This window comes from Paenibacillus sp. GM2FR, assembly GCF_002803325.1.
GTDB classification, from domain to species: Bacteria; Bacillota; Bacilli; order Paenibacillales; family Paenibacillaceae; genus Paenibacillus_AQ; species Paenibacillus_AQ lautus.
The window spans coordinates 1362168-1385032 of sequence record NZ_MKZM01000008.1 but is presented as its reverse complement, the minus strand read 5'-3'; the positions used below and the strand labels follow the sequence as shown (position 1 = coordinate 1385032).

General features: G+C 48.2%; 18 protein-coding genes. 3 read left to right on the top strand and 15 right to left on the bottom strand.

What is annotated here, in order from left to right:
- Window positions 1-79: 79 nt before the first annotated feature.
- Window positions 80-886, top strand: coding sequence for a phytanoyl-CoA dioxygenase family protein (locus PAEVO_RS06465; RefSeq protein ID WP_100536809.1), 807 nt, complete (start codon window positions 80-82; stop codon window positions 884-886).
- 50 nt (window positions 887-936) lie between these two features.
- On the opposite strand, the gene PAEVO_RS06460 is transcribed toward PAEVO_RS06465, so the two are convergent.
- Complete coding sequence (locus tag PAEVO_RS06460) at window positions 937-1476, bottom strand: GrpB family protein (protein ID WP_100536808.1); 540 nt, start codon at window positions 1474-1476, stop codon at window positions 937-939.
- 142 nt (window positions 1477-1618) lie between these two features.
- Between PAEVO_RS06460 and PAEVO_RS34190 the strand changes: the two genes are divergently transcribed.
- On the top strand, window positions 1619-1795 hold the full coding sequence (locus PAEVO_RS34190; protein ID WP_243390648.1) for a hypothetical protein: 177 nt from the start codon (window positions 1619-1621) through the stop codon (window positions 1793-1795).
- Between the two features lie 184 nt (window positions 1796-1979).
- Here the strand turns inward: PAEVO_RS34190 and PAEVO_RS06450 are convergent, their stop codons facing one another.
- On the bottom strand, window positions 1980-2822 hold the full coding sequence (locus PAEVO_RS06450; protein ID WP_100536806.1) for a hypothetical protein: 843 nt from the start codon (window positions 2820-2822) through the stop codon (window positions 1980-1982).
- A 206-nt stretch (window positions 2823-3028) separates the two neighbouring features.
- Between PAEVO_RS06450 and PAEVO_RS06445 the strand changes: the two genes are divergently transcribed.
- A complete protein-coding gene (locus PAEVO_RS06445; protein ID WP_100536805.1) occupies window positions 3029-3436 on the top strand; it encodes a hypothetical protein in 408 nt (135 codons plus the stop codon).
- 147 nt (window positions 3437-3583) lie between these two features.
- Here the strand turns inward: PAEVO_RS06445 and PAEVO_RS06440 are convergent, their stop codons facing one another.
- The 13 genes from PAEVO_RS06440 to treC form a co-directional block, all read right to left on the bottom strand.
- Window positions 3584-7726 carry a X2-like carbohydrate binding domain-containing protein gene (locus PAEVO_RS06440; RefSeq protein ID WP_100539344.1) on the bottom strand — a complete coding sequence of 1381 codons (4143 nt, stop codon included), beginning with the start codon at window positions 7724-7726 and terminating at the stop codon, window positions 3584-3586.
- A gap of 348 nt (window positions 7727-8074) precedes the next feature.
- Window positions 8075-9199, bottom strand: coding sequence for a GerAB/ArcD/ProY family transporter (locus PAEVO_RS06435; RefSeq protein WP_100536804.1), 1125 nt, complete (start codon window positions 9197-9199; stop codon window positions 8075-8077).
- Between the two features lie 17 nt (window positions 9200-9216).
- Window positions 9217-9456, bottom strand: a complete 240-nt coding sequence (locus PAEVO_RS06430) for a hypothetical protein (protein ID WP_100536803.1) — start codon at window positions 9454-9456, stop codon at window positions 9217-9219.
- Window positions 9457-9465: 9 nt separating this feature from the next.
- On the bottom strand, window positions 9466-10671 hold the full coding sequence (locus tag PAEVO_RS06425; protein WP_100539343.1) for a Ger(x)C family spore germination protein: 1206 nt from the start codon (window positions 10669-10671) through the stop codon (window positions 9466-9468).
- A gap of 31 nt (window positions 10672-10702) precedes the next feature.
- Window positions 10703-12298, bottom strand: coding sequence for a spore germination protein (locus PAEVO_RS06420; protein ID WP_100536802.1), 1596 nt, complete (start codon window positions 12296-12298; stop codon window positions 10703-10705).
- A 187-nt stretch (window positions 12299-12485) separates the two neighbouring features.
- Complete coding sequence (locus PAEVO_RS06415) at window positions 12486-13925, bottom strand: DUF4179 domain-containing protein (protein WP_100536801.1); 1440 nt, start codon at window positions 13923-13925, stop codon at window positions 12486-12488.
- Between the two features lie 21 nt (window positions 13926-13946).
- Window positions 13947-14441: a sigma-70 family RNA polymerase sigma factor gene (locus PAEVO_RS06410; RefSeq protein WP_100539342.1), complete on the bottom strand. Its 495-nt coding sequence runs from the start codon at window positions 14439-14441 to the stop codon at window positions 13947-13949.
- 638 nt (window positions 14442-15079) lie between these two features.
- The gene (locus PAEVO_RS06405) at window positions 15080-15598 is read right to left on the bottom strand and encodes a DUF3189 family protein (protein WP_100536800.1); all 519 of its coding nucleotides are present in this window, start codon (window positions 15596-15598) and stop codon (window positions 15080-15082) included.
- A 166-nt stretch (window positions 15599-15764) separates the two neighbouring features.
- Window positions 15765-16847: a Gfo/Idh/MocA family protein gene (locus PAEVO_RS06400; RefSeq protein ID WP_100536799.1), complete on the bottom strand. Its 1083-nt coding sequence runs from the start codon at window positions 16845-16847 to the stop codon at window positions 15765-15767.
- A gap of 328 nt (window positions 16848-17175) precedes the next feature.
- Entirely contained in the window at window positions 17176-17958 is a 783-nt protein-coding gene (locus PAEVO_RS06395; protein ID WP_100536798.1) for an SDR family NAD(P)-dependent oxidoreductase, read from the bottom strand.
- 183 nt (window positions 17959-18141) lie between these two features.
- Window positions 18142-18879 (bottom strand): trehalose operon repressor, encoded by a 738-nt coding sequence (treR, locus tag PAEVO_RS06390; RefSeq protein ID WP_100536797.1) that lies wholly within the window; start codon window positions 18877-18879, stop codon window positions 18142-18144.
- Between the two features lie 63 nt (window positions 18880-18942).
- Window positions 18943-20961 carry a PTS system trehalose-specific EIIBC component gene (gene treP, locus PAEVO_RS06385; protein ID WP_100536796.1) on the bottom strand — a complete coding sequence of 673 codons (2019 nt, stop codon included), beginning with the start codon at window positions 20959-20961 and terminating at the stop codon, window positions 18943-18945.
- A 27-nt stretch (window positions 20962-20988) separates the two neighbouring features.
- Window positions 20989-22704 (bottom strand): alpha,alpha-phosphotrehalase, encoded by a 1716-nt coding sequence (gene treC, locus PAEVO_RS06380; protein ID WP_100536795.1) that lies wholly within the window; start codon window positions 22702-22704, stop codon window positions 20989-20991.
- Window positions 22705-22865 lie beyond the last annotated feature (161 nt).

Here is a 22865-nt window from a genome sequence, read left to right as displayed (position 1 = left end):
ATCATACTTCCTCTCAAGTTAAGCAGACCTTATTCTATTGTCAACAGGAAAAAACAATAATCTTACGGGAGGAATTCGTATGCGAGAGAAGTTAAAGGTATTGACGGAAGAGCAGCTGCAGAAGTTCGAAACAGAGGGGTATTTAATTGTAAAAGGGCTCTTCCGCCAAGAAGAGCTGTCGGAAATCGAAGCGACGTTTGAGGAGATCAGCCAAACGACCGTTCCCGGCCACTTTGAACCGGTGTTGGATGATGAAACTGCCGAACCGCTGAAGCGTTATCCCCGTGTGATGCATCCGCACCGCTTTAATGCAACCGCGAAGAAATACATGCTGCACAAGCCTGTCATGGAGGTGCTGGCCGATTTATATGGCGAACCGGCGCTTGCGGCTCAGAGCATGTTCTATTACAAACCTCCGGGTTCCCGCGGTCAAGCACTGCACCAGGACAACTTCTACCTGCAGGTCGAGCCTGGCAACTGTATCGCGGCATGGGCTGCAATCGATGCGGCTGATGAACAGAACGGCGGTTTACTGGTCGTTCCAAAAACAAGTGATTATGCCCTGGTGTGCCCGGAAGAAGCTGATTCAAACGAGTCGTTTACTACTCATTTCGTGAAGCCGCCCAAGGATAGACAGGTCCTCCCCGCGATCATGGACAAAGGCGATGTGCTGTTCTTTAACGGCAACCTGATCCACGGCTCCTACCGCAACAAATCCAATCGGTTCCGCCGCGCCTTCATCTGCCACTACGCCAACGCTTCGGCTACCAAGATCGGTGCATTCTATCGGCCGCTGTTCCGGGAAGACGGGACGGAGATCAATCTGGACATCAATCCGAATGGAGGTCCGTGCGGCGTCGAATTTGAAACGCCTTATCCCCATTGATTTCATTGACCAGCGCACATCATGATGGCGCTGGTCGCGCGTTTATAATCCTAGTCTTCCCACACATTTTGCAGCGGAAGACCGAGCTCCGTTCTGGCCGCATCCACAACCATCTGAATAAAAGCGGTTTTCTCCCTTGTGTATGCTTCCATGGAGTTTGCGTTCCGGGCAGCCTTCCTTTTTATTTCACCATACTGCTCGACAAGCTCCGGATGGCTGCGCAAATAATCTCGCAATAAAATTTCATTTCTCGTATGGAATAATTCGTCATGCTTCATAAGGTGGACATTGTGTGTCCACCTTCCTTCCGTATGCTTGGCGAATAAATATCTTCCTTGCATTCCGGTTTGAATATGCGAATAGCTTACGGGATCGAACCGTGATTCGTAATAGGCGATCGGCTGCAGCTGCGTTACGCCGACAAAGATATCGATCACCGGCTTGGATGCCTGCCCGGGAATCGCGGTACTCCCTACATGCTCAATTGCTGCCGCTTCGGTACCAAGGCTCGATAACAGCGCTTCTTTTTCGGCTTGAAAAGCCTCAGGCCAACTTTGATCATACTCTACAATGGTGATGGCATTCTCCATCACGCTCACCTCACTCTGATTTTATTAACCGAATTGGTTTATGAAAATGTGTAATGGCTCTTAGATGTACCCAAGAAGGATAATAGGCATTCGAAAGCATCTTGAGCCGGGGACTTTGCATCATCATTTCCTGTTGCAGGATATGAATCAGCTCATCGTTATCGTAACGGTATGCAACAAAACCACGGATAAACGTTTCAAGCGCCTCGACCGGTTCTTCCAAGTTAAAGGACAGATCCGCAAAATGATCATTAAGCGGTTCGAACAAAACATAGAGCAGCTTGTCCTTTCCTCCGAAATGGTAGAATACAAGCGCTAATGCGACACCTGCTTCGTCACAAATTTGCCTGACGATGGTGCCTTCAAACCCTACATGTATTTGCTATTCCAATTATCCGATAATAATCCTAAATTTTGAACGTTCGTTTTGAACAATTGTTCAAGCAGCTGCAAATTCATTGTACTCCTTGTTTTTTACATGCCAAATCCGTATGCAGCTCATACTATCTCGTTCTTCTAGCCTTTATCCATAGAGTGATTCGCCTGGTTCTTCCGATCATTTTAGGGAGCAGCATCAATGCGACGATACAAGAAATGATCAAATACACGGTCTGGACTCCCCTCTCTTCCGACAGCATCTGCTCAACACTCGTACCGATCAGCAGGACAGACTGCTTCGTATCGTCCCCCGGTAAGTTGAAGGCTTCCAGATGGCCTTTGTTAGCCCGGCCAATTACCGTCACCCAATCTCCAGGGGAGACAGCATAATAACCGTAAGCCGTGCCTTTGGGACTTTCCATCAACAGCGGACGCGATGAATTTCCTTGGTAAATCAGGGATAATTGTTTTGGTTCAACCGTCGCAAAATTCAGCGGAAGCCAGTCCGTGTAGAACCTGAACCGTTCGGCCTGAACCGTTACTCCGTTTAACTCTGAACTTCCCCATAATCGGTGGCTTCCGTTATCATCCAGCTTGTATTCGCAACCACCCTTGCCGCATTCCCAGCGGAACGGCTCTTTCTGGAGCAGAGCGTAACGATCCTGAAGCTTGCCTTCATCCGTGTATACCGCTTCTCCTCCTGCCTGACCTTCGAGCCGTACATAGCCAGTCGATTCGGATGTCAATTGATGGACCGGCTGAGCTTTGAATATAATGGCCGTGAGCCTGGCGGAATCCCAATACATTAGAAATGATCCGAGCAGGATGATCCATCCGATCGCTTCCACAATCCGAAACCAGAACCGATCGAAGCAGGTGTCTTCGGATCGTTTGCGGTGTTTTCTCGCATTCTGCTTATATGTATGCATACCTGTACGACTGGGTTTATTTTTACGTTGCTTGGCCACGGGTTCATCTCCTCTCCCTGTTAACGATGTCAGAGGTGGCAATGTATCATATACGATTGCAAGGTGCGTGGGGTTTCAGTCGGCATCAGATCTAGGTTGTGAGATATCCACTCGGCTACCTTGTTTGTGTTGTGCATATATTGTGTTGACATCGTGTATACAAATTGAATACAATAGATGTATTACGTTAAGGAGGCTTTACGCCAATGGATACCAATCTGCACATCCGTCTATCCAAAGACCTCAAGGAGAGCTTTCAAGAGATTGCAAAGGACAATAACACAGACCCTTCTTCTCTTGTTCGTGATTGGATCGGCAATTATGTAGCTGAGCATCGAGGAACAGATGAAGATACAGCTGCTGAGTTATACTTGGCTGGTTACCAATTACAGCAAGCACTTGGAGGAAGAGAACATGTCAGCAAGGAATTCGCGAAACAATTGCAGGAGCATTCCTTGACGAACCAGAAGGAGTTCACACAATTAATCTTGACTACCTATATGGATCTGAATCTAACAATTCCTTCTTGTTTATCCAAGACCTATAAAGGTTACGCTTATTCTCAAATGTTTTTGTTGGGATTGATCGGCGATAAACCTAAGGATTTGGCATAGAGGACAATAGTCTTCCTGTAATGCAGCCTGAGCGATTTCATAACATGACGGCGCATCATGAAAAGCCAGCCTAGAAAGGCTGGCTTTTCTCCTCTTACAGCTTACTCCATACGTCTTAAGATCTCCACAAATTCATCTCCATCCATCTCACAATACCTTGAAATTTAACTGATCCACAATCATCCAAGTCCCGGAGCGTTTGATGCCTTTAATCGTATGTGTGCCTTCCTTAAGCCCGTTCAGAAGATAGATACTTTGGATTGTCTGGCGGCTGTCATGGTGAGCATTTATCGTCTTCATGAATTTGTCGTCCACGTACAGGTCAATCTTTCCTTGATCCGGTCCTTTAGGTGTCAGCAGCTCCACTCCCGTGCCTTGGAACGTATACTCAAAATAATCGCCATTTTCCCCAGAAGCATGCACGTCATTCAGGTAGTCGCCACGGAATTGGAACTCAAACACATTCGTTCCGGTTGGCGCTTTCGCCAGGTAAGATTTCTTAATCCTTACTTTATCTCCTGATACGCTATAATCTTTGCCTTCCTTCAACACAGTGGAGCCGTGACGGATCGCAAGCAGATTGGTGTCGTCAATGTGAAGGCTGATCTCGATATCCTTCTGTTTGCCGCCACTCTTGTTATAGACGGCCGAATCCGGCCCGATCAAATCGGCAACCCGATATTTTAAACGGTCGAGCAGCATGTAGTAGCCGGATTTTTTAACCACTTTCACCGTATGCTCTCCGTCCGGCAGGCCTGCAATATGATAAACGCTCTGCTGGACCCTCTTCTCTGCAGCATATGTGCTTATCGTCTGTTGGAATTCACCGTCAACATAGATATCCATGTCGCCTTGAGCGTTATCTTTCTCAGTGATAATCTCGATGCCGGTTCCCTTAAACTTGAATTCATAATAATCGCCGTTCTTCTCGGTAAAATGCACGTCGTCCTTGTAATCGCCCAACCCCCGGTTTCTATTGTGCTGCCATGCGCCCACATACTTCACAGCAGGATCGTCATCGTTAACGGTCGCATAGCGTCCTCTGGAAGTATCGATGACAACCACGGCAAGCTCCTGTGGTTTGCCCGAGCTAAATCCAAGTTCAAGCTTCGCTGTCCCCAGCGGCAGTTGTTCAAGAAACGGCGTCAGGATGGTAACCTCATTACCGGAGACTATATAATCTGTACCCGCCTCCAGTTCCGAAGATTCATTAATGATACTAGCCAATTGATTGCCGTTAAGTTCCATCGTGGTTGTAACGACATTCTGTGCATCAGCATTCTTATCGAAGCTGCCCAGGTTAGGCATTATGGTGCTGTTCGGCGGCGTTGTATCCCGTATTTCAATAACCAAGGTTTGCGGTGCACCCCCACTGAAGGAGAACTTCAGATAGGATTGACCAACCGGCTGTGCTGCAAGATAGGTTTTGCTCAACACGATTTGATTGTCTTTTACCGAATAGTCCGTGCCTGAGTCCAGATCGTTGCCTCGCTGGGATACACCGGTAAGCGTGTTTCCGTTCCAAACCACTTCGACCGCGATATCCTGCTGGGTTGCCTCATTTTTATCGAACGACACTTCCATCATGTCCAGCAGACTGTTTTGGGCCGCGCTATCCTCCACAGTCAATGCAAGTGTTTGCGAAGCTTCTCCGCTGAATGAGAACAGAAGCTCGGACATGCCGATCGGTTGTGCTTCCAAATAAGACTTTTTCAAAAGCACCTGTTGATCGGATACCGTATATTCCTTGTCTTTTACAAGCTCTATTTGACCATTCGTGATCCTACTCAACGTATGTCCGTATGTGTCAGCCGTGACGGATATGTCACCCTGAGCTGAACCCGCCTTATCGTAACGAACGGCAGACGGCGTAATCAGATCGGGCACCAGAATACGGATTTGGTCCAGCAGCATGAACGTGCCGGATTTTTTTACCGCTTTAACCGTGTGCGTCCCGTTCTCCAGGCCGGACAGATGGTAAACCGTTTGCTGGGCTAACCGACCGGCATTCGAAGTATCCACCGTTTGAACAAAAGTTTCGTCTACGTAGATATCCATTTCGCCTTGTGAAGGATCCAGTTCCGTTACAAGCTCAACGCCCGTGCCCTGGAACGTATATTCGAACTGTTCTCCATCCTTCTCGGCAAAATGAACGTCGTCGCGGTAATCCCCTAGCCCCCGATTATAGCTGCGGTTCCAGGCTCCCGTATACTTAATGTTGGGATCGTCATCGTTGAGCGAAATAACGCCGCCTGACGAAGTATCTCTTACCGCTATGGTTATACGTTGTGCCTTACCGTTCGTAAACGTGAAACCGAGTTCGGACATTCCCACAGCCAGAGAAGCCAAATACTCCTTCTTCAGCAGCATTTGATTGCCTGAAACCGTATAGTCCGTACCAGACTCGAGCGTTGTGTTGCCGTTCGTGACGGCACTCAGCGAATTCCCGTTCCACGCAATGGCCAGATGGGAATCGGTCCGATCCGAAGCTAACCGTTCATTTCGGTCGAAGCTGATAACAGGTGGATATACCCTGCTATCCTGTACAGTCGTATCCTGGATCGTAAGTACGAGCTGCTGCGCTGCGCCAGCGGGGAACGTGAATGTCAGATTAGTTGTACCTACCGGAAGCTTCGCTAAATATGCTTTATGGATGCTGACGCTGTTACCGTTCACAGTATAGTCTGTAAGAGGCACCAGATCATGGCCGCCGTTGGATAATCGACTAATCTCATGGTTGTCGTTCCAATCAACGGTTACTTCTACATCCTTTTGTTCAGATGCCATCTTATCGAAGCTTGCCATTGACGGATAGATTGTACTTCCATTCACTTTGGCGTCAACCACGTCAATCACGAGATTTTGCATATCCGCCGCCAATTCCAAACCGCGGTTACGTGACCAATTCCCGCTGTATCTCATGCCGGTATCATCATCATTCACAGCAACCCAGCCATCTTGCGCCGAAACGCGGAACAAGCGGGAGCCATGCGAAGGCAATTCGACACGATATCCATCCTGAAAAATGCCGAGCTCGGTGTGGCTCCACAGGTCGCGTACGGATGCAGCGCCTTCTAAACCAATGGCCTTCCAGTCAACGGCAATCTCAGCGCTCTTGTCTCCAAGGTTGAACAGTCCAACGGTATAACTGCCGTCGCCGTTGTTGGCGTACCATACCTGCTGGTCGGATTCCGTGGATATGGGATGCGCCGGACGGCCAGCCTGATTGACAGCTATCACTTCTTCGTTGGTTAACAGCTCAATGCCATAATCGTCCAGCTTCGTCATATCATCTCCAATGTAGAGCGGTGCGGAGGATATCGCCCAAAAGGTCATTGCCGATTGGCGTTCATCCTTTGTCAACCCATCCATTTCGCCATTGCCCACATTCAAGGAATCGAAATCGTTCCAGCCTTCGGGTCCGGCATGCCGCCACCACTGCTCCGCTTTCGGAAACAGACGGGCTATGCTGGGCCAGGTCGTAAGCGCTTCCGATCCGCAATAGCATTCGATATCCCAATCCACGCGCCAGCCGTCGGCATACTCTTTCCAATAGTCTACGTAATTGATATCCAATGCCCAAGATAATTCGAGCCAAATATTGTGGCGTTTGAGTGCTTGCGACCAAGCTTTTACATCGTCGCGGGCATCCATCGACAAGTCGGATATACCGGAGCCCGGCGTTACACTGTCAAACTTAATAAAATTGACTCCCCATTCGCCGAGTTGATCCGCTATGGAGTCGATATATTTTTGCGCGCAGGGATTCGAGAAATCGATCTTGTATCCGAGCCCCCAATAATCCGACTTTTGCAGTGGTTGAGCCGCAATCTCCTGCATTCGGCAGGTCGTGCCGTAAATCTGAAGATTATCCTCATACGCTTGCGGGGATAGTCCCGGAATAAGATACAGTCCAAACTTCTGGCCGTTGGCATGGACATAATCGATCACGTCCTGAAGTCCGTCCGGATATAGCGTCGTACTCGGAACGGGTCTGCCGTACTCATCCATGCTGCCGTTCCATCCCGCGTCAACATTAATGTAATTGTATCCATACGGCTGCAGCTTCTCATGCATCGCATCCGACTGCGCTTTAATATGATCGGCCGTGATCCAACTGCCGGTATGGTACACTTGCAGGCTGTAACTGCTCCACCCCATATAAGGCTTGCTTGCAAGGTCGTTACCCGCCGCATGTACGAGGGACGTTTGGAGTGGAACAAAATGAGTCTGAGCTGCCACTAGCAGGACAGCCAGCAGCATCAAGAGCACGCTTTTCTTTTTCTTCATCACATCTTCTCCTTTTCGCGTATTATAGGCCTTGCTTACCGAATTCATTAGCAGCATTCACCATTCATTCGGACTAAAGCTGATTAGTTATTACTTAAGTAATCGCCTCCTCCTTTCATCATTGCCGCTGATGTTTGTTAGCGCTTTCCTATTTGATCATAGAAGATCGATGGACTTCCAGATAGGTGCACTTCAAGAAATACCATCCCGATTTCCTCCACATGGAAGGTACCTTTTCCCGGGTCACCGTCCTTTTTCCCCGAATTGATTGCAATATAAAAAACCGTCTATAACTAGACGGCTGCCATTCAACGGGTTCGTTATCCTGCACCTATCCCTAAAATAGTTTCAGACGGAATCCGAGTGCTTTTTGGTTTTTTTGGACCGGATTTTCTGCAACCCATGCATGCAGAACAACAGTAGCGGGAATATAAATCCGATCGTAATTGTATAGGGTATCCAAGTCTTTGTATCCCATTCTACCTTGAATGGAACATTCGGATATATGAAGACGGAAACCGCAGCCAAAATCCAGCCTAACGGCACGACCAGCGGCTGATAATTTTTGATATTAAATATCTGGCTAACGCCGATCGCAATGGCGTAAAAGTACAAAGAGATTCGGAAAAATAAAGTGATAAACCACATCACCGCCATGACTGCTTCAATACGCTGAAGAAAATTACCGATATTGATTTTTTTGGCCAGCATATAACTTGGGTACATATTTCGTGCAGTCATGTCCGGACCCAAGACCAAAATCGCTAAACCAATAATCGTAAAAAGCACCCCCGCTCCGATTAGGCTTCCGATATATACGGCTTTGTATGCCTCCGCCGGGCGGTTAACGGCCCCCGGGTAGATGATCATCAACACGATGTGCGGCAAAAACGCCGTACTAACGAAAGAGATTGCGGCAGGAAAGATAGGCTTGGCACCCGATTCGAAAATGGGAAGTGCATTCTCCCATTTAATCTCTGACAATAATAAAATGCTCATGGACAGAAACAGAAGAAGGAACCATGGAAACAGTATCTCCGCAGATCTGGCCAGCACTTCGAGCCCCAAACGCACCCCCAGGACAACAAGGGCCCCGTAGAGGAAAATGATCGCCTGAATCGGGGTTTCGGGCAGCATTTGGATGGTCATGAAGTCGCTAATTTCGTGTAACACCCAAGCGGGACCACTTAGGAGTAATGTAGTTAATAACAGAAAGTTTACCGTTTTGCCGATCCATTTCCCTAAAAGCTTCTCGGACAATTGCATCAAATTCGTTTCCGGATACTTTTTGGACAATTGCAGCTGCAGCGCCAAGATAATGAATCCGAGACCGATCCCGACCAAAGCGGCAATCCATGCATCTTGCTTAGCAATGTTAGCCGTACCCGAAGGAACGATAAGGATAGCGCTTCCGATCGTATACATGGCGGTTAAAATGCTGACCTGGCGCAATGAAATTTTGACTACGGGCATCTTGTCCGCTCCTTTTCTTATTGGATCAAACCGATGGCCGAGAGCCAATCACTGAGCGGCTTGAATACGATCGTTAACAAAACCAGAGGGGTTGGAATATCGTTCATGATGGTTTGGGCCACGCTAATTCCAATGCCCATGATCATGAATACAGTAAACCCCCAGATTTCCCTGTATTCTTTTTCCCGGAGCATCCTCGGCAGCTCCAGCCAGGTTAGGATGGTGGCTGAAACGGCAATAATCGCGATATTCAACATCAATTCTCCTCATTCCTTTAGATCATTTAGAAAAGAATCATTGGTTGTCCCAGTTCGCCGGATTTTGTAATCCACTTGAATATGGGTCTCGAGGTTCGGAAAATATCGGTCGTTCCACTCGTCCTTCATTTCTTTCCATGCCTTCGGATGCGAACGCCGAAGTGCCTCACCGAAGCCGAATATGTCAACTTTATACTCCGTTTGCACTTTGTTGATAACAGACTCCAAGCTTTGGGTTATTTTTTCTTCCATGTCGGCTTCGAGATCCCTCACGGTCGCAGGTTGCGACAGATCCAAGCCGCTGCACTCCACAGAGCCAATGTTTCCCTCCATACGAATCTTGATATCCATTTCGGGTCGGGCTTGAACGATTCTTCCCTTCAACTTGGCATCGGTCCTTAGCGTCTCCAAGATAACCTTCCCGTCATTCCGGCAGGGAACAAAAGCTACAGAGCTTTTCACGTGCCCCCTTATGAGTCGATAACCTCTGCTGTCCTTCTCGTTTAACCAGCCAATCAGTTTGTCAAATTTGAAAACGGCAAGCCCCGAATATTTCAATTGGCTTGGTGTTTCAATATTTTCTACGTTTTTCTTCGTTTTTCCGAGATCCCGATTCCCTGTGATCACGAGTCCTGTGAGCACGGGGTGTATTCCGCTGCTGGTGATGTCGTTTATTATTTGATCCAGCGTTACGGCCATGCTGGGCGACCATACTTTTTCTGAGATTTGCAAGGAATCGTAGAGTTTATTTGCAGGGACCGTTTCCATAGACGTCATGATTTTCAAGGTTTCCTCCGCCGTTGCCCCTTTGGTAATGACCAGGTAGAAATCGGGTCTGAATTCGTGATCCCTAGACAATAGGTCAAGAACTTTGCCTATCCCTTCCCTTCCCATTGCCTCATCCATCAGAAACATCCGTAAATGGGAAAAATAAATTTTTCGCGGGCTGATCTGGGTGATCCTACGCGCCGCTTCAAATATGGTATCTCCTTCAGCCGTAAACAGTGTAGCCGGCGCTTGGGGACTTCCGCTTCGTTTGGCGGTAAGCTGCCCGGGAATGGCGACTTGGACCGATAAACGGTAGCGGCCGTCCACCCAATCAACCCCTGCGGCTACCGCTATGGCCAGTTCGTTCAATTCTCTCCGGTTCCAGCAACCGCTTAAAAGAAGAGTGATGACGATATGTAGAAGAATCAACGCCACTATCCGTTTCATCCATTTCACTCGCTTTCCCGCTGGTCTGCATTTACTCCCGCGATTTTTGGGGAGGTGTGCTTGTTCTGCGCTTTTCGTTGTTCTGATTGATCAGTCGGGGACGGTTCATCAGCATCCAATGGGGCAGCCGCAATATCGTATCTTTTTGCCCATCCGGAATTAACGGTGCGAAAGGCGACATATACGGGATTCCGAACGAGCGGAGACTGCACAAATGCAGAATAAGAGCGATGATCCCGACAAGGATGCCGAACAGGCCAAAGGATCCGGCAAGCGCCATTAACGGAAACCGGAGCATCCGAAAAGCAATGGACATATTAAACGATGGAACGACAAAGCTGGAAATGGCCGTTATGGCAACCACGATGACCATGGCGGGAGAAATGATCCCCGCTTCGACGGCGGCTTGCCCAATGACCAATGTTCCTACGATGGAAATAGCGTATCCGATATTTTTGGGAAGCCGCACGCCTGCTTCCCGCAGAATCTCGAAGGTAACCTCCATGAGGACGGCCTCGACAAAAGCGGGAAACGGGATTTGCTCACGTTGTCCAGCCAGCCCGAACAGGAGCCGGGTCGGTAGCATTTCGTGATGAAAGGTGGTTATGGCGATATAGAGGGAAGGTCCAAGCAACGAAACGAATATGCTCAGGTAGCGCAGCATCCGCAGGAATGAACTGATATCCGCGCGCTGATAGTAATCTTCCGCAGCATGCAAGAAAGAAACAAATAGGGCCGGAACGATCAGAACAAATGGGGTGCCATCCACGATGATTGCAATCTTGCCTTCCAGCAGCTCGGCAGCAACCACATCGGGACGTTCGGTATTGTACACTGTGGGAAATGGAGTCAGGGTCTTATCCTGGACCAGTTCCTCGATATATCCGCTCTCCAAAATGCTGTCTACATCGATTCGTCCAAGCCGGGTTCGGACTTCCTCTACGATTTTTTCGTTTGCAATGCCATCGATGTACATCATGGCGACATCCGTTTGCGTAACTCGACCGATTTGCTTTGTTTCCATCCACAGATGGGGATCCTTGATCTTTCGACGAATCAAGGCCGTATTCGTTCGCAGCGACTCCGTAAAGGATTCGCGCGGACCGCGGACGACATTTTCCGCCGACGTTTCCATGACCCCGCGGTCCTTCCATCCCCGTGTACCTGCCGCGATGCCTCGATCCAATCCATCTACCAGAAAAATGGTGTCTCCCGACAATAAGGAATGGAACAACTTTTTATAATCATAAATGGAGTGAATCTCATGATTGATAAATGAAATGTTTTCTAATATCTTCTGCCCATCGAAAGGCTTCGGATGTTCCGTATCTTCCCTCACCAGGGATTTAGCAGTATCAGCTACGACCATCATGATGGATTCCGAAATGATCTTTTGATCAGCCAAGCCGTCCGTATAGAGGATAGCGATATAGTGTATCTCCTCTTCATCCAGCGGAATTTCCCTGATCACGATATCGGTACTGTTACCGAGGGCTGCTCTGATATGCTTTAGATTGCTTTTTATGTCCGGGCTTAAAGCATCGGGATCTGATGGCGATGTATTAGCCGGTGAGGTATCTTTAGCGTTGTTTTTGATGGAATGGCCGGTTCTTCTTCGATACCGCATAGGAACATCCTTTCTCTCACAGATGCTATTCCCACATTATTACCGAAGAAAACAAGCTGTAAACTTACATTGGATCGCTTTCATAACAAATACAAATATCCCCCATAGTCACAATGTAGAGTTCACTGGGATCATGATCTCTTTCTGCCATGAGGGGACAATCGTATATCTATAAAATTTAACTATTTCATTTCTTTAGCAGCTCTATAGCCTGACGATCCTTAATCGGAATCCAGTATTGTTTGACCCCTATCGTAAGCGGTTGCGGGTACTCAAGCGCGTCCTCCCCAAAATTATAGGTCGTATTGTCTTCTATGGTATCGTTTTTAACCGACGTCAGGAGTCCGCTGTGACTGCTGCTTTCTGGCGATAACCTGTTATGTTTCTCCCCCGAGGCATCGGTGAAGCTGTCCTCCAGCCACATCCCGAAGCTTTCTGCTGCTTGAGCTTCTTCGAGAATGCGCTGAAAATATACTTCTCCTGCGCCAGCTTCCTGATCGGACGGGAGCATTCGCAGACGCTCGTCCGGTGCATCGATGATTTGTTTCTTCTTCAGATCAACGACGATGTTCATCTCGTCCTTTTTCACGGCCGCGATGCCAAACGTCTTGAATGAGGTCGTATCCAATTGATCCAGCTGGCTGTTCTTGTAAACCAGCGTAACTTTGGTGTCATCCTTTGAGATCGATTGAGGATAATATAACTTCTCGGTATGCTCCCCGCTTTTTCCGATTAGAACCGGATTAAGCAATTTAAAAATCTGTTTCTCATTGGCTTGGTCATATTCCAAATCCACATAGGTGTTCAGAGGCGTAAACAGCAACTGGCGAACGTTAATCCGCTGTCCGTCTACCTTCAATGTACGATCCGGGTAATAAGCTCGTTCATTGTCTTCAAACATATTGGGTTCGAGTTCCAGAGAGAAATCCATGCTGGTTAAGTACTTCTTACTGCTAGAGTTCAAGGCTCGATCCGATGTATCGGATAAGGTAATATGAATGCTTGCCTTATTCGTGTAAGGATCCGTTGGCAAAAGATTCGTGGAATAAGCATAATAGGAGTTCTGCCCTGGGGGAATCTGTCCGCTCCCGCTCATATTGGCTATCATGGCTCCAACTGACGGGGTTTCGTAACCTCCATAATCAAGCGTGAAATCCCGTACGATGATCTCTTTGTCACTATGATTAAGCACATTAAAGAGAACAAAGGACTTCCGGCCGTCGGATACAGCTCCCAGAATCTCGACGCGATATCCTTTTTCCTCCATGGCCTGGTTAATTGGTTGTATGAGACCTCGTTCAAGCGCGCTCCTCAGCGAGGCATCCTTAATCCGTTCAGCCGGGAACGATTCCAGATTATGAACGCTGCCGATACTGGACGTCAGGACAAGACGGTCCTGCTTCCCCGTAAATGGAGATCCGTTCACCGTGAGCATGAGGAGAGCTGCGGCAGTCATTGCTGCCATGGCTCCCAATCCGTAAGAATACATGCGCCGCATTTCGCGTTTCCTCCCCCGTTCCATTCCCCCCCGCACAGCAGTAGAAAGCTTAGACTCCGGGAGGGAATTGGCTTTCTCATTCAATTTGGTTGAATCTTTCATAAGTACGCGCTGTTCTTTGTCCAGCATGGTATTATCGCCTCCCTATCCTTACACGTAGTTCCGAAGCTGCTTCAGCCCTTCACGCAGCCAGGTTTTAATCGTGCCTTCCGGTTTTTTGAGCACTTTTGCAATTTCTGCCGTTGTCATATCCTGGTAATACTTCAGCATCACGACGTGTCGATATTTTGTCTTCATCCGATCCAGTGCCTGCTCAAGATCGATCCGATCATTGCTTTGCATTTCCTGCGCAGCCTCTTCCCTCAATGCCTCGACCGGAAATACGCGTTTTTTACGCCGGAGCTCGTCCATGCAGCAGTTGATCGTGATCCGGATCAGCCAAGGGGAAAACGCCTGCTCATCCTTCAGCTTTTTGCGCTTCATCCAAGCTTTGCAGGACGCTTCCTGCACGATTTCCAGCGCATCGGCCTCGTTTCTCATATAACTGAATGCTATGGAGTATAATTTCCGTTGTTCGCTTGACAAATGGTTGAAAAAAGTTTCTTCTTCCATCTCCTTCGAATCCGAGACCTTGACTTCCTTCATCGTATTCTCCACCCCACCGTCCCCCTTTCTTATGTCTTTGGGTAATGGGAAATTAGCCGCCATATCGTCTACTCATAAAGTAAGACGCGGCTCACCTGAAAATCGATTGATTTTTCGTTAAATTGTTTCGCGGACAAACGAAAAAAACGACATCCAGAAAGTCGGTTGACCCGGACATCATTCTTTTATTCGTCATCAAACTTAGATGCAGGGTACTGCGGCCCCCACGACGCTCTAGTATACGCGTACGCTTGTTCTTAAAGGCCTAAGCGCCCTATTTCACCATGCGTTTCAGTTCCTTATACAACTTGTGATTTATATATTGGATCAGTTGGGTCAGCCCATAAATAATAATGACAATCAAGGCGGTGAAAATGGCCGCTAGCACACTTCCGCGAAGGGATAACGTTCCTCTGAAGAATGTGATCACCATGAATATGAAATACGTATTTGGGCTTCATGCGCAGAACTCAGCCTGAATGAATCGGCACAAACATTGCGATTGGTTCAACAACCAATCGATTCATTCCTAAATTATACCAGATAATTTGAGATCATATGTTTTCTGGCAACGAAAAAGAAGGCAACCCTGTGGAATCCCGGCTTACCTTCTCCTATGAATGAAGCGATTCGTATGGCTAAGAAGAAGAGAAATTGTTGTTCTCCATAACGATTACGGACTCCGTTCCGGACCTCGCGGCTGCGGCTTGTTTGGTATGTAGAACCAGTTCACGGATGCTGCTGCAGCATTGCTTCGCGCCTGCGACCAATAAAGGATCGCCGACAAAACTCAATTTCAATCTTTTGGTCAAAAATCCCCCGATCGTCATGACCAATGGAACGGTAGGTGAAGTGTTGGAATACACGATGGGCTCCGTGTTCTGATATTTGTCTTGAAGGATCAGACTCAGGTTTTTTAAAGCTGGAATGACAACCTTGGATGAGCCCCGTCCAAGTGTGTACACCGGATTTCCGTTCTCATCCAGCCCGTGAAAAACAAGTTTGCCCATGTCGGAAGTATTGAGTTTATTGAAGTAGTCCACCGCCAGAATCTCTTCTGTTGTAAGCTGCCGATTCGTGGGTAATTTATTTAGATGATACGCTGCTGCCAGTGAGGTTGTGTGCGTTCCACCGTAATCATTATAAATAAATATCATTTCATATACCCTGCCTTCGCTATGTCATGAGCTTATTATTCCCGTAAATCTATATCTCATTCCACCGAAATACATAACTCGTTTGCTAGATTCAGCATGTTTCGAATAAAAAAAGCCCTGATTCTCAGGGCTTTTGCATAATTAAATCATCCTATGAATATAAAACTTAGTCCAGGTAAATGGCTTTGCCGAGTTTTGCGGATTCGTATAGAGCTTCCAAAATTCGAGATACAACATATGCCTGTTCCGGGGTAACGACAGGATCTTTATCCTGATCGATCGCCTCGATCCATCTTCTCATCTCAACATCCGGAGCCTGCTCCTTCTTACCGTCATAGAACGCCACTCCGCCGGAATTTAATTCGATTTCGTTTGTGTACAGACGACTGAATTTCTCGCCATTGATGCGAAGACCGTTCTTCATGTCGGCTCCGCCTTCCGAACCGCTCAGCGTACATTTGGCTTCATCGATATCCAGCGTATTCAGCGCCCAGCTGGATTCCAGCATAATGGTCGCGCCATTCTCCATGACAATCATGCCGAACGCGGAATCCTCTACGGTGAATTTTTCAGGATCCCATGGTCCCCAAGCGTTTGCCGCGTTCTCCTTGCGGGACAATTCATGGTATGTGGTACCGAGAACAATCTTCGGTTTGTAATTATCCATCATCCAGAGGGTCAAATCGAGAGCATGCGTACCGATATCGATAAGCGGCCCGCCGCCTTGTTTTTCCTCATCCAAAAATACGCCCCAAGTCGGAACAGCTCTTCTTCTTACAGCATGAGCTTTGGCAAAATAAATATTTCCGAGTTCACCAGCTTCACATACTTGTTTCAGATAAAGACTATCTTCACGGAATCGGTTATTGTATCCAATCGTCAATTTCTTGCCTGTGCGCTTCGCGGTTTCCATCATCCGCTTGGCATCCGCAGCCGTTTTGGCCATCGGTTTCTCGCACATGACATGTTTACCTGCTTCAAGCGAAGCAATGGAAATCTCGGCATGCGAATCATTAGGCGTCAGAACATGAATGATATCGATGCTTTGATCCTGCAGCAACTCTTTATAGTCGCCGTACACTTTTGCTTCCTCGATACCGTACTTGCTAGCAGCCGCTTCCGCCCGGTCAAGGACGATATCACAGAATGCCACGAGTTCCACGTTGTTTAATCTGCTTAAGCTCGGCAGGTGCTTCCCGTTTGCGATACCGCCGCAGCCGATAATTCCAATACGATAAACTTTTGACATGAATCATCACCATCACTTTTCATTATTTTTTAATAACATCAATTATAAAGTCCTGCCTATCCATGACGTCTTAAAGAGCAGGCGGGCTTTTATGTATGTAATTCTGCCACAACGTCTCTTCGGTCTCCGGATAAGAACTTAGCGGCCATGACATCCACATATAAGGTATCACATCTCACTCATTTTTTTAGTCCAACTATGCGACAAATCATATATAAAATTACGACATCATCATGATGATAACGTCACCGGCAAATGGTCTCTTGCCACTCATTCTAAGTAGTTTACATAATATAATTTATGGAAAATTGAATTCTACCATGTCTACTTACAAAGCCGGCGCTGAACCCCCGTCAATATTAATGGAAGTTCCAGTAACATAGGAGGCTGCATCAGATGCCAAAAAAACGATGACTTTTGCCGCTTCTTCCGTGTTTCCAATACGTCCTAGCGGAATATTGTGCCGCTTGTCCCTTGCGTACTGTTCCCATGTCAGTTCGGGTTCTTCCCGTTTCCATCGCTCTTCAAGCTGTGCGCTGCGGATCATTCCGATACACACGGTGTTTACTCTGATATGGTCAGGTGCCAGATCGCGACTCATGGCCTTGGTCATGGCCTGCCCCGCCGCTCGGCTGACGCTGCTGGGCATGGACGCAGCAGGCGGCGTCTTGGCCCAGGATGTGGTAACATTAATAATCACACCTCCGCCGGTCTCCCGCATAGGAGGGACGGCTGCACGTGCAAACCGAATCGCACCAAATAGCTTGAGATCCAGATCGGATGCCCATTGTTCGTCATCGATCAGCTCAAATGGCTTCGCAGCAGCGGTTCCGGCATTGTTCACGAGAATATCGAGCTGTCCATAATGCTGCACGGTATCGGTTACCGCTTTCATGCAGTCCTCCGGTTTCGTCACATCCGCTGTTATGGTTAGAGTTTCGATATCCGCTGCTTGCCGGATATGGTCTGCCGCAGTGGCTAACTGCTCCTCGTCTCGTGCACAAATAGCAACCTTGGCACCTTCGAGCGCAAACGTCACCGCGGCTTCAAGGCCTATGCCTCTGCTTCCTCCGGTGATTAACACAACCTTTCCTGTCAGTCCCAAGTCCATGTTCTATCGGCTCCTTTACCTTGATTTATCGGACAATTACTCCTAGATAGCTTCAACATCGAGGAGGAGTTTTCCTCTTTCATTCCTTGGATTCTCCAGCTCTATTCCCCTGTTAGCCTCATCCACGGCAGCCTGTAAAGACAGCAAAAAAGCCGCGATGAAATCGCGGCTAAATAATTGCTTCTATTGATCTCCAAGCTCATGATTGGATTCTCTTCTTGCAAAATCAACGAATTGAAACTTATCCAATCGATGTCTCGATTCCGTATATTGAAAAAGCGTGGTGTCTTCCAAATGTACGTATCCCCGGACGACGACAACATGCGTATCATTTCCGATATCCATATAGGCTTGGTCCATGGCCGTGGCACGCTCAACAGAAATTATTTTTTTCGAGTAGCTGATTTTTAGATGGAGTGTATGCTCCAGGTATTCATAAATGGAATCGCCGGTAATTTCCTTCGTTAACCCAGAAACGATGTCGGCAAGCAAGTAATCGATATCGAGAATGATACGCTCCCCTTCGATTTCCCTGGCACGGATCACCTTCCATACGAGCTGGTCCGGACGGGTATGCAGCTCCTTCGCAATGCTCTCCCCTGCAGGGACGCGTTCTGTTGCGTAAACAAGCGTTCGGCTCTTTCTTCCTAACCGTTTGGCAAGCTCTTTATAACTGACGAGCCCCGTTACCGGGAAGTTCATTCTTCCTGTATCCAGCACAAAGGAACCTTTACCTTTTACTTTATGGATGTAACCATTTTGAGCCAGCAGATTAAGTCCCTTGCGCACCGTTTCCCTTGTAATTTGATAGGTTGCCGCAAGCTCGTTTTCCGAAGGAAGCTTGCTCCCGGGTTGGAGAGCGCCGGTTTCAATCTGATCGGCATAATCTTTGTATAGCGTCCAATAAATGTTGTTTGTCATCCCATTATCACCATCAGCTATTGTACCATGTTCCAGCGACGATTACATGTAACAGAGGAAGCGTCAGATTCCATTACCAAGAGACACTTGCAGTACTCGGGTTTCCCCCGGGATCGCTTCACCTTCAAACTCGTGAACCTCTTGAATGTCTTGTCCATCTGGTATAATAATCGGCGTAATGACGGGCAATCCGGCTTGTTCAATACGTTCGATATCAAATTCAAGCAGAAGCTGTCCTTGGGTTACTTCGGCCCCAGTTTCCACATGCGCGGTAAATCCCTCACCTTTTAAAGAGACGGTGTTAATACCCACATGAATGAGAACCTGTACTCCGTTTGTATCGGTTAAAATAATCGCATGTTTACTTTTCTTGATCAGATGCGCGACTTGTCCGTCAAACGGAGCATACACTTTCCCTTCGGACGGGATGATGGCGATGCCCTGGCCCATCTGTTTGTCCGCAAAGGCAGGATCCGGTACCTCAGACAAAGAAACCACAGTCCCTTTAATTGGCGCCATGATATCGACTGCAGCCTTTTGGGGAGCTTCCGTCGTTGGGTTATGCTCCGTTAACGATGACGCTGATTGACGGTTGTCGTTCGTTTCAGCCATTACCGCTTGATCTCTAGTGACGGTGTCGGCCGCATTCTCTTTCACAGGACGTCGAAGCTGCTTGGACAACTGGTAACGCCCGAACAACAATGTGCCTGTGAACGGAATGACCAGTACAATCGCCATGCCAATGAAGAAGACGCCCCACTGGTTAGGGAAGATCGACAGGAATCCCGGGATTCCGCCCACGCCGATCGACGAAGCCAGAACGTTGTTCATGGCCAGCAGCACCCCGGCAATCCCGGATCCGATCATACCGAAGATAAACGGATATTTATGACGAACATTGACCCCGAAGATGGCAGGCTCCGTTACCCCCAAGAAGGCGGAGATGGAAGATGTAACGGCAAGCCCTTTGGCCTTCTGTTCCTTCATAATGAACATCATGGCCAGCGCTGCGGCGCCTTGAGCAATATTAGACAATGCCAGCATCGGCCACAAGAACGTTCCGCCTTCACTGCCGATGAGCTGAATGTCCACCGCAAGGAAGGTATGATGCATCCCCGTAATAACAAGGAGTGCATACAGTCCGCCGTAGATCAGTCCGCCGAGAGCGGCAAAGGAATCAAATATGCTGACAAGACCTGAAGTGAGGACGTTGCCGATGGCAAACGTGATCGGCCCCACCAGAACGAACGCAAGGAATCCGGTCACCAACAGGGCAACGGGCGCCACGACAAGCAGCTTAATGGAGTCATGGACGCGTTTGTTCAGGAGCTTCTCGATTTTGGCCAAAATATAAGCGGAGACGAGCACAGGCAGCACCTGGCCTTGATAACCGATTTTCTCCACTTCAAAGCCGAACAGGTTCCAGATCGGAACCGTGCCCTCCAGCTTGGCATCGGCATATTGATAAGCGCTGAGCAGATCCGGATTTACCAGGATCAAGCCCAGCACGATTCCAAGCAGCGGACTGCCTCCGAACTGGCGTACCGCCGACCAGCCGATCAGGACAGGTAGAAAAGTAAAGGCGGTGCTGGCAATCAGATTGATGATCGAGGCTACGTCCGCCCACTCGGGATGGACCTGAATTAACGATTGTCCTTCATAGAATATGCCCGGTCCCGTAAGCAGATTGTTAATCCCTAACAATAAACCTGCCATGACGATTGCCGGCAGAATCGGTATGAAAATATCCGCAAGCGTTTTGATTGCTCGCTGCAGCGGATTTTGCTTCTTGCTTGCAATGTTCTTCACTTCGTCCTTCGATACTCTGGCACCGCCGGTAATCTCCATCATTTCATTGTATACCTGGTCTACAAGTCCGGGTCCGATCACGACCTGGAACTGACCCTGAGAAGAGAACTGCCCTTTCACCAGGTCGTTCTCATCAAGTGCCCGGGAATCCACCTTGCTGTCGTCCACCAAGGCAAATCTTAATCGGGTTACGCAATGCGTAGCGGCTTCGATATTGTCTTTTCCGCCGACTGCCTCGACAATGCGCTCCACGTTTTTACGATCAATGGCCATAGCTCTACGCTCCTGACATTTATGAATTTAGTTATTGTGAATAAGCCACATATAGGAAGCATACGGTCGAAGTGCAACTGTTGGCATGAGCTTGGGTTCTTCCGTTGTGTTGCCAATTACCAGTTGAACCGATCGGCTTTCGGTCAGATTGTCTTTCATCTTCTCGGGCAGCTCGAACGATACATCTCGGTCGCTGAAATTGGAAATGACAACAAGCGTCTGCTCCTTGTTTGTTCTGGCATAGGCATAAATTTCGGGATGGCCTTCATCCAGACGAACATATTCACCGTCCGTAATCACCGGAATGTTCTTTCGCATTTCTATCAGCTTCCGGTAATGATGATATATTGATTGCGGATTTTCCACCTCGGATTGCGCATTGATGATCGGATACCGCTCATCGATCTTGATCCAAGGCGTCCCCGTTGTAAAGCCGGCTTGATCGCCGTCATTCCACGGCATAGGCAATCTGGAATTATCACGTGAGCGTACCTTGACGATGTGGGCAGCCTCCTCCGGCGTTTTACCCTGCTCCTGGAGAATGGTGTACATGTTTAAGGATTCAACATCCCGAAACTCGGATATATCATTCCATTTCGGATCAGGCATGCCGATCTCTTCGCCTTGATACACATATGGCGTGCCTTGTAACCCGTGAAGTGTCGTGGCCAGCATCTTTGCACTTTCCGTACGGTATTCACCATCATTGGTGAACCGGGTCAGTGCGCGTGGCTGATCATGGTTGTTCCAGAACAGGGCATTCCAGCCGCCCCCCTTCTGCATGCCGATTTGCCAATCGGAGAGCACGCTTTTCAACTCCTCGAAATCATACGGCTTAAGCTCCCATTTTTGCCCGTTGGGATAGTCTACCTTCAAGTGGTGGAAGTTGAACGTCATGGAGAATTCATTCTCCTTTGGGTTCGAGTAACGAACGCAATGCTCCAAGGTTGTGGAGGACATCTCGCCCACCGTGACAAGATTGTAAGGCTTGAACACTTTTTTGTTCAATTCCTTGATGTATTCGTGCACTCGGGGGCCGTCCGTATAAAACCTGCGTCCGTCACCGGGCGCTACGGAACCGTCATCATTGGGATAAGCGGGATCTTTCGATATTAGATTGATGACATCCATCCGGAATCCGCTTACGCCCTTGTCCGCCCAAAAGGTGAGGATATCCACAACCTCCGCACGGACCTTCTCGTTCTCCCAATTGAGGTCTGCCTGCGTTTTGTCAAACAATGTCAGGTAATATTGCCCTGTCCCCTCATCATACTGCCAAGCCGGTCCTCCAAACTTGGATTGCCAATTATTCGGCGGGCCGCCGTCTTCTGCGGGATCCCGCCAGATGTAATAGTCTCGATATGGGCTGTTGCGAGAAGAAATTGCATCCTTAAACCACCGATGCTCGGTCGAAGAATGATTCACGACCATGTCGATCATCAGATGCATGCCTCTTTTTTTCAACTCGGCAACAAGCTCGTCGAAATCGTCCATCGTCCCATATACAGGATCTATGCTGCAATAATCCGCAACGTCGTAACCGTTATCATTTTGCGGAGAAACATACACCGGCTGGAGCCACACAATGTCGATGCCAAGTCCTTTTATATAATCAAGCTTCTCCATGAGCCCGCGTATATCGCCGGTGCCTTGGCCGGTCGTGTCGTTGAAGCTCTTCGGATATACTTGATAAACCGTCGATGTTCTCCACCAATCGGGAGACTGGATTCCTGAGTTTTGCATGTGACTGGGTCCTCCTCGTCATCTTGTATATACAGGTTGCACATAGGAAAATCATATACATGTATATACAGGTTGTCAACCGTTTAACAATTAATACCCACTTCTTAGACGTTTCGACTACAAAACTAACAAATTAATTGGAATTTTCTTCTGATTCCACG

Bases quoted from the DNA above. Each gene is read 5' to 3' on its own strand.
- PAEVO_RS06400 (WP_100536799.1), bottom strand. From the start codon at position 16,847: ATGTCAAAAGTTTATCGTATTGGAATTATCGGCTGCGGCGGTATCGCA.
- PAEVO_RS06425 (WP_100539343.1), bottom strand. From the start codon at position 10,671: ATGAAACGGATAGTGGCGTTGATTCTTCTACATATCGTCATCACTCTT.
- PAEVO_RS06460 (WP_100536808.1), bottom strand. From the start codon at position 1,476: ATGGAGAATGCCATCACCATTGTAGAGTATGATCAAAGTTGGCCTGAG.
- PAEVO_RS06405 (WP_100536800.1), bottom strand. From the start codon at position 15,598: ATGATATTTATTTATAATGATTACGGTGGAACGCACACAACCTCACTG.
- treR (WP_100536797.1), bottom strand. From the start codon at position 18,879: ATGACAAACAACATTTATTGGACGCTATACAAAGATTATGCCGATCAG.
- PAEVO_RS06445 (WP_100536805.1), top strand. From the start codon at position 3,029: ATGGATACCAATCTGCACATCCGTCTATCCAAAGACCTCAAGGAGAGC.
- treC (WP_100536795.1), bottom strand. From the start codon at position 22,704: ATGCAAAACTCAGGAATCCAGTCTCCCGATTGGTGGAGAACATCGACG.
- PAEVO_RS06435 (WP_100536804.1), bottom strand. From the start codon at position 9,199: ATGCCCGTAGTCAAAATTTCATTGCGCCAGGTCAGCATTTTAACCGCC.
- PAEVO_RS34190 (WP_243390648.1), top strand. From the start codon at position 1,619: ATGAATCAGCTCATCGTTATCGTAACGGTATGCAACAAAACCACGGAT.
- PAEVO_RS06465 (WP_100536809.1), top strand. From the start codon at position 80: ATGCGAGAGAAGTTAAAGGTATTGACGGAAGAGCAGCTGCAGAAGTTC.
- PAEVO_RS06395 (WP_100536798.1), bottom strand. From the start codon at position 17,958: ATGGACTTGGGACTGACAGGAAAGGTTGTGTTAATCACCGGAGGAAGC.
- PAEVO_RS06415 (WP_100536801.1), bottom strand. From the start codon at position 13,925: ATGCTGGACAAAGAACAGCGCGTACTTATGAAAGATTCAACCAAATTG.
- PAEVO_RS06440 (WP_100539344.1), bottom strand. From the start codon at position 7,726: ATGAAGAAAAAGAAAAGCGTGCTCTTGATGCTGCTGGCTGTCCTGCTA.
- PAEVO_RS06410 (WP_100539342.1), bottom strand. From the start codon at position 14,441: ATGAAGGAAGTCAAGGTCTCGGATTCGAAGGAGATGGAAGAAGAAACT.
- PAEVO_RS06420 (WP_100536802.1), bottom strand. From the start codon at position 12,298: ATGCGGTATCGAAGAAGAACCGGCCATTCCATCAAAAACAACGCTAAA.
- treP (WP_100536796.1), bottom strand. From the start codon at position 20,961: ATGGCCATTGATCGTAAAAACGTGGAGCGCATTGTCGAGGCAGTCGGC.
- PAEVO_RS06430 (WP_100536803.1), bottom strand. From the start codon at position 9,456: ATGTTGAATATCGCGATTATTGCCGTTTCAGCCACCATCCTAACCTGG.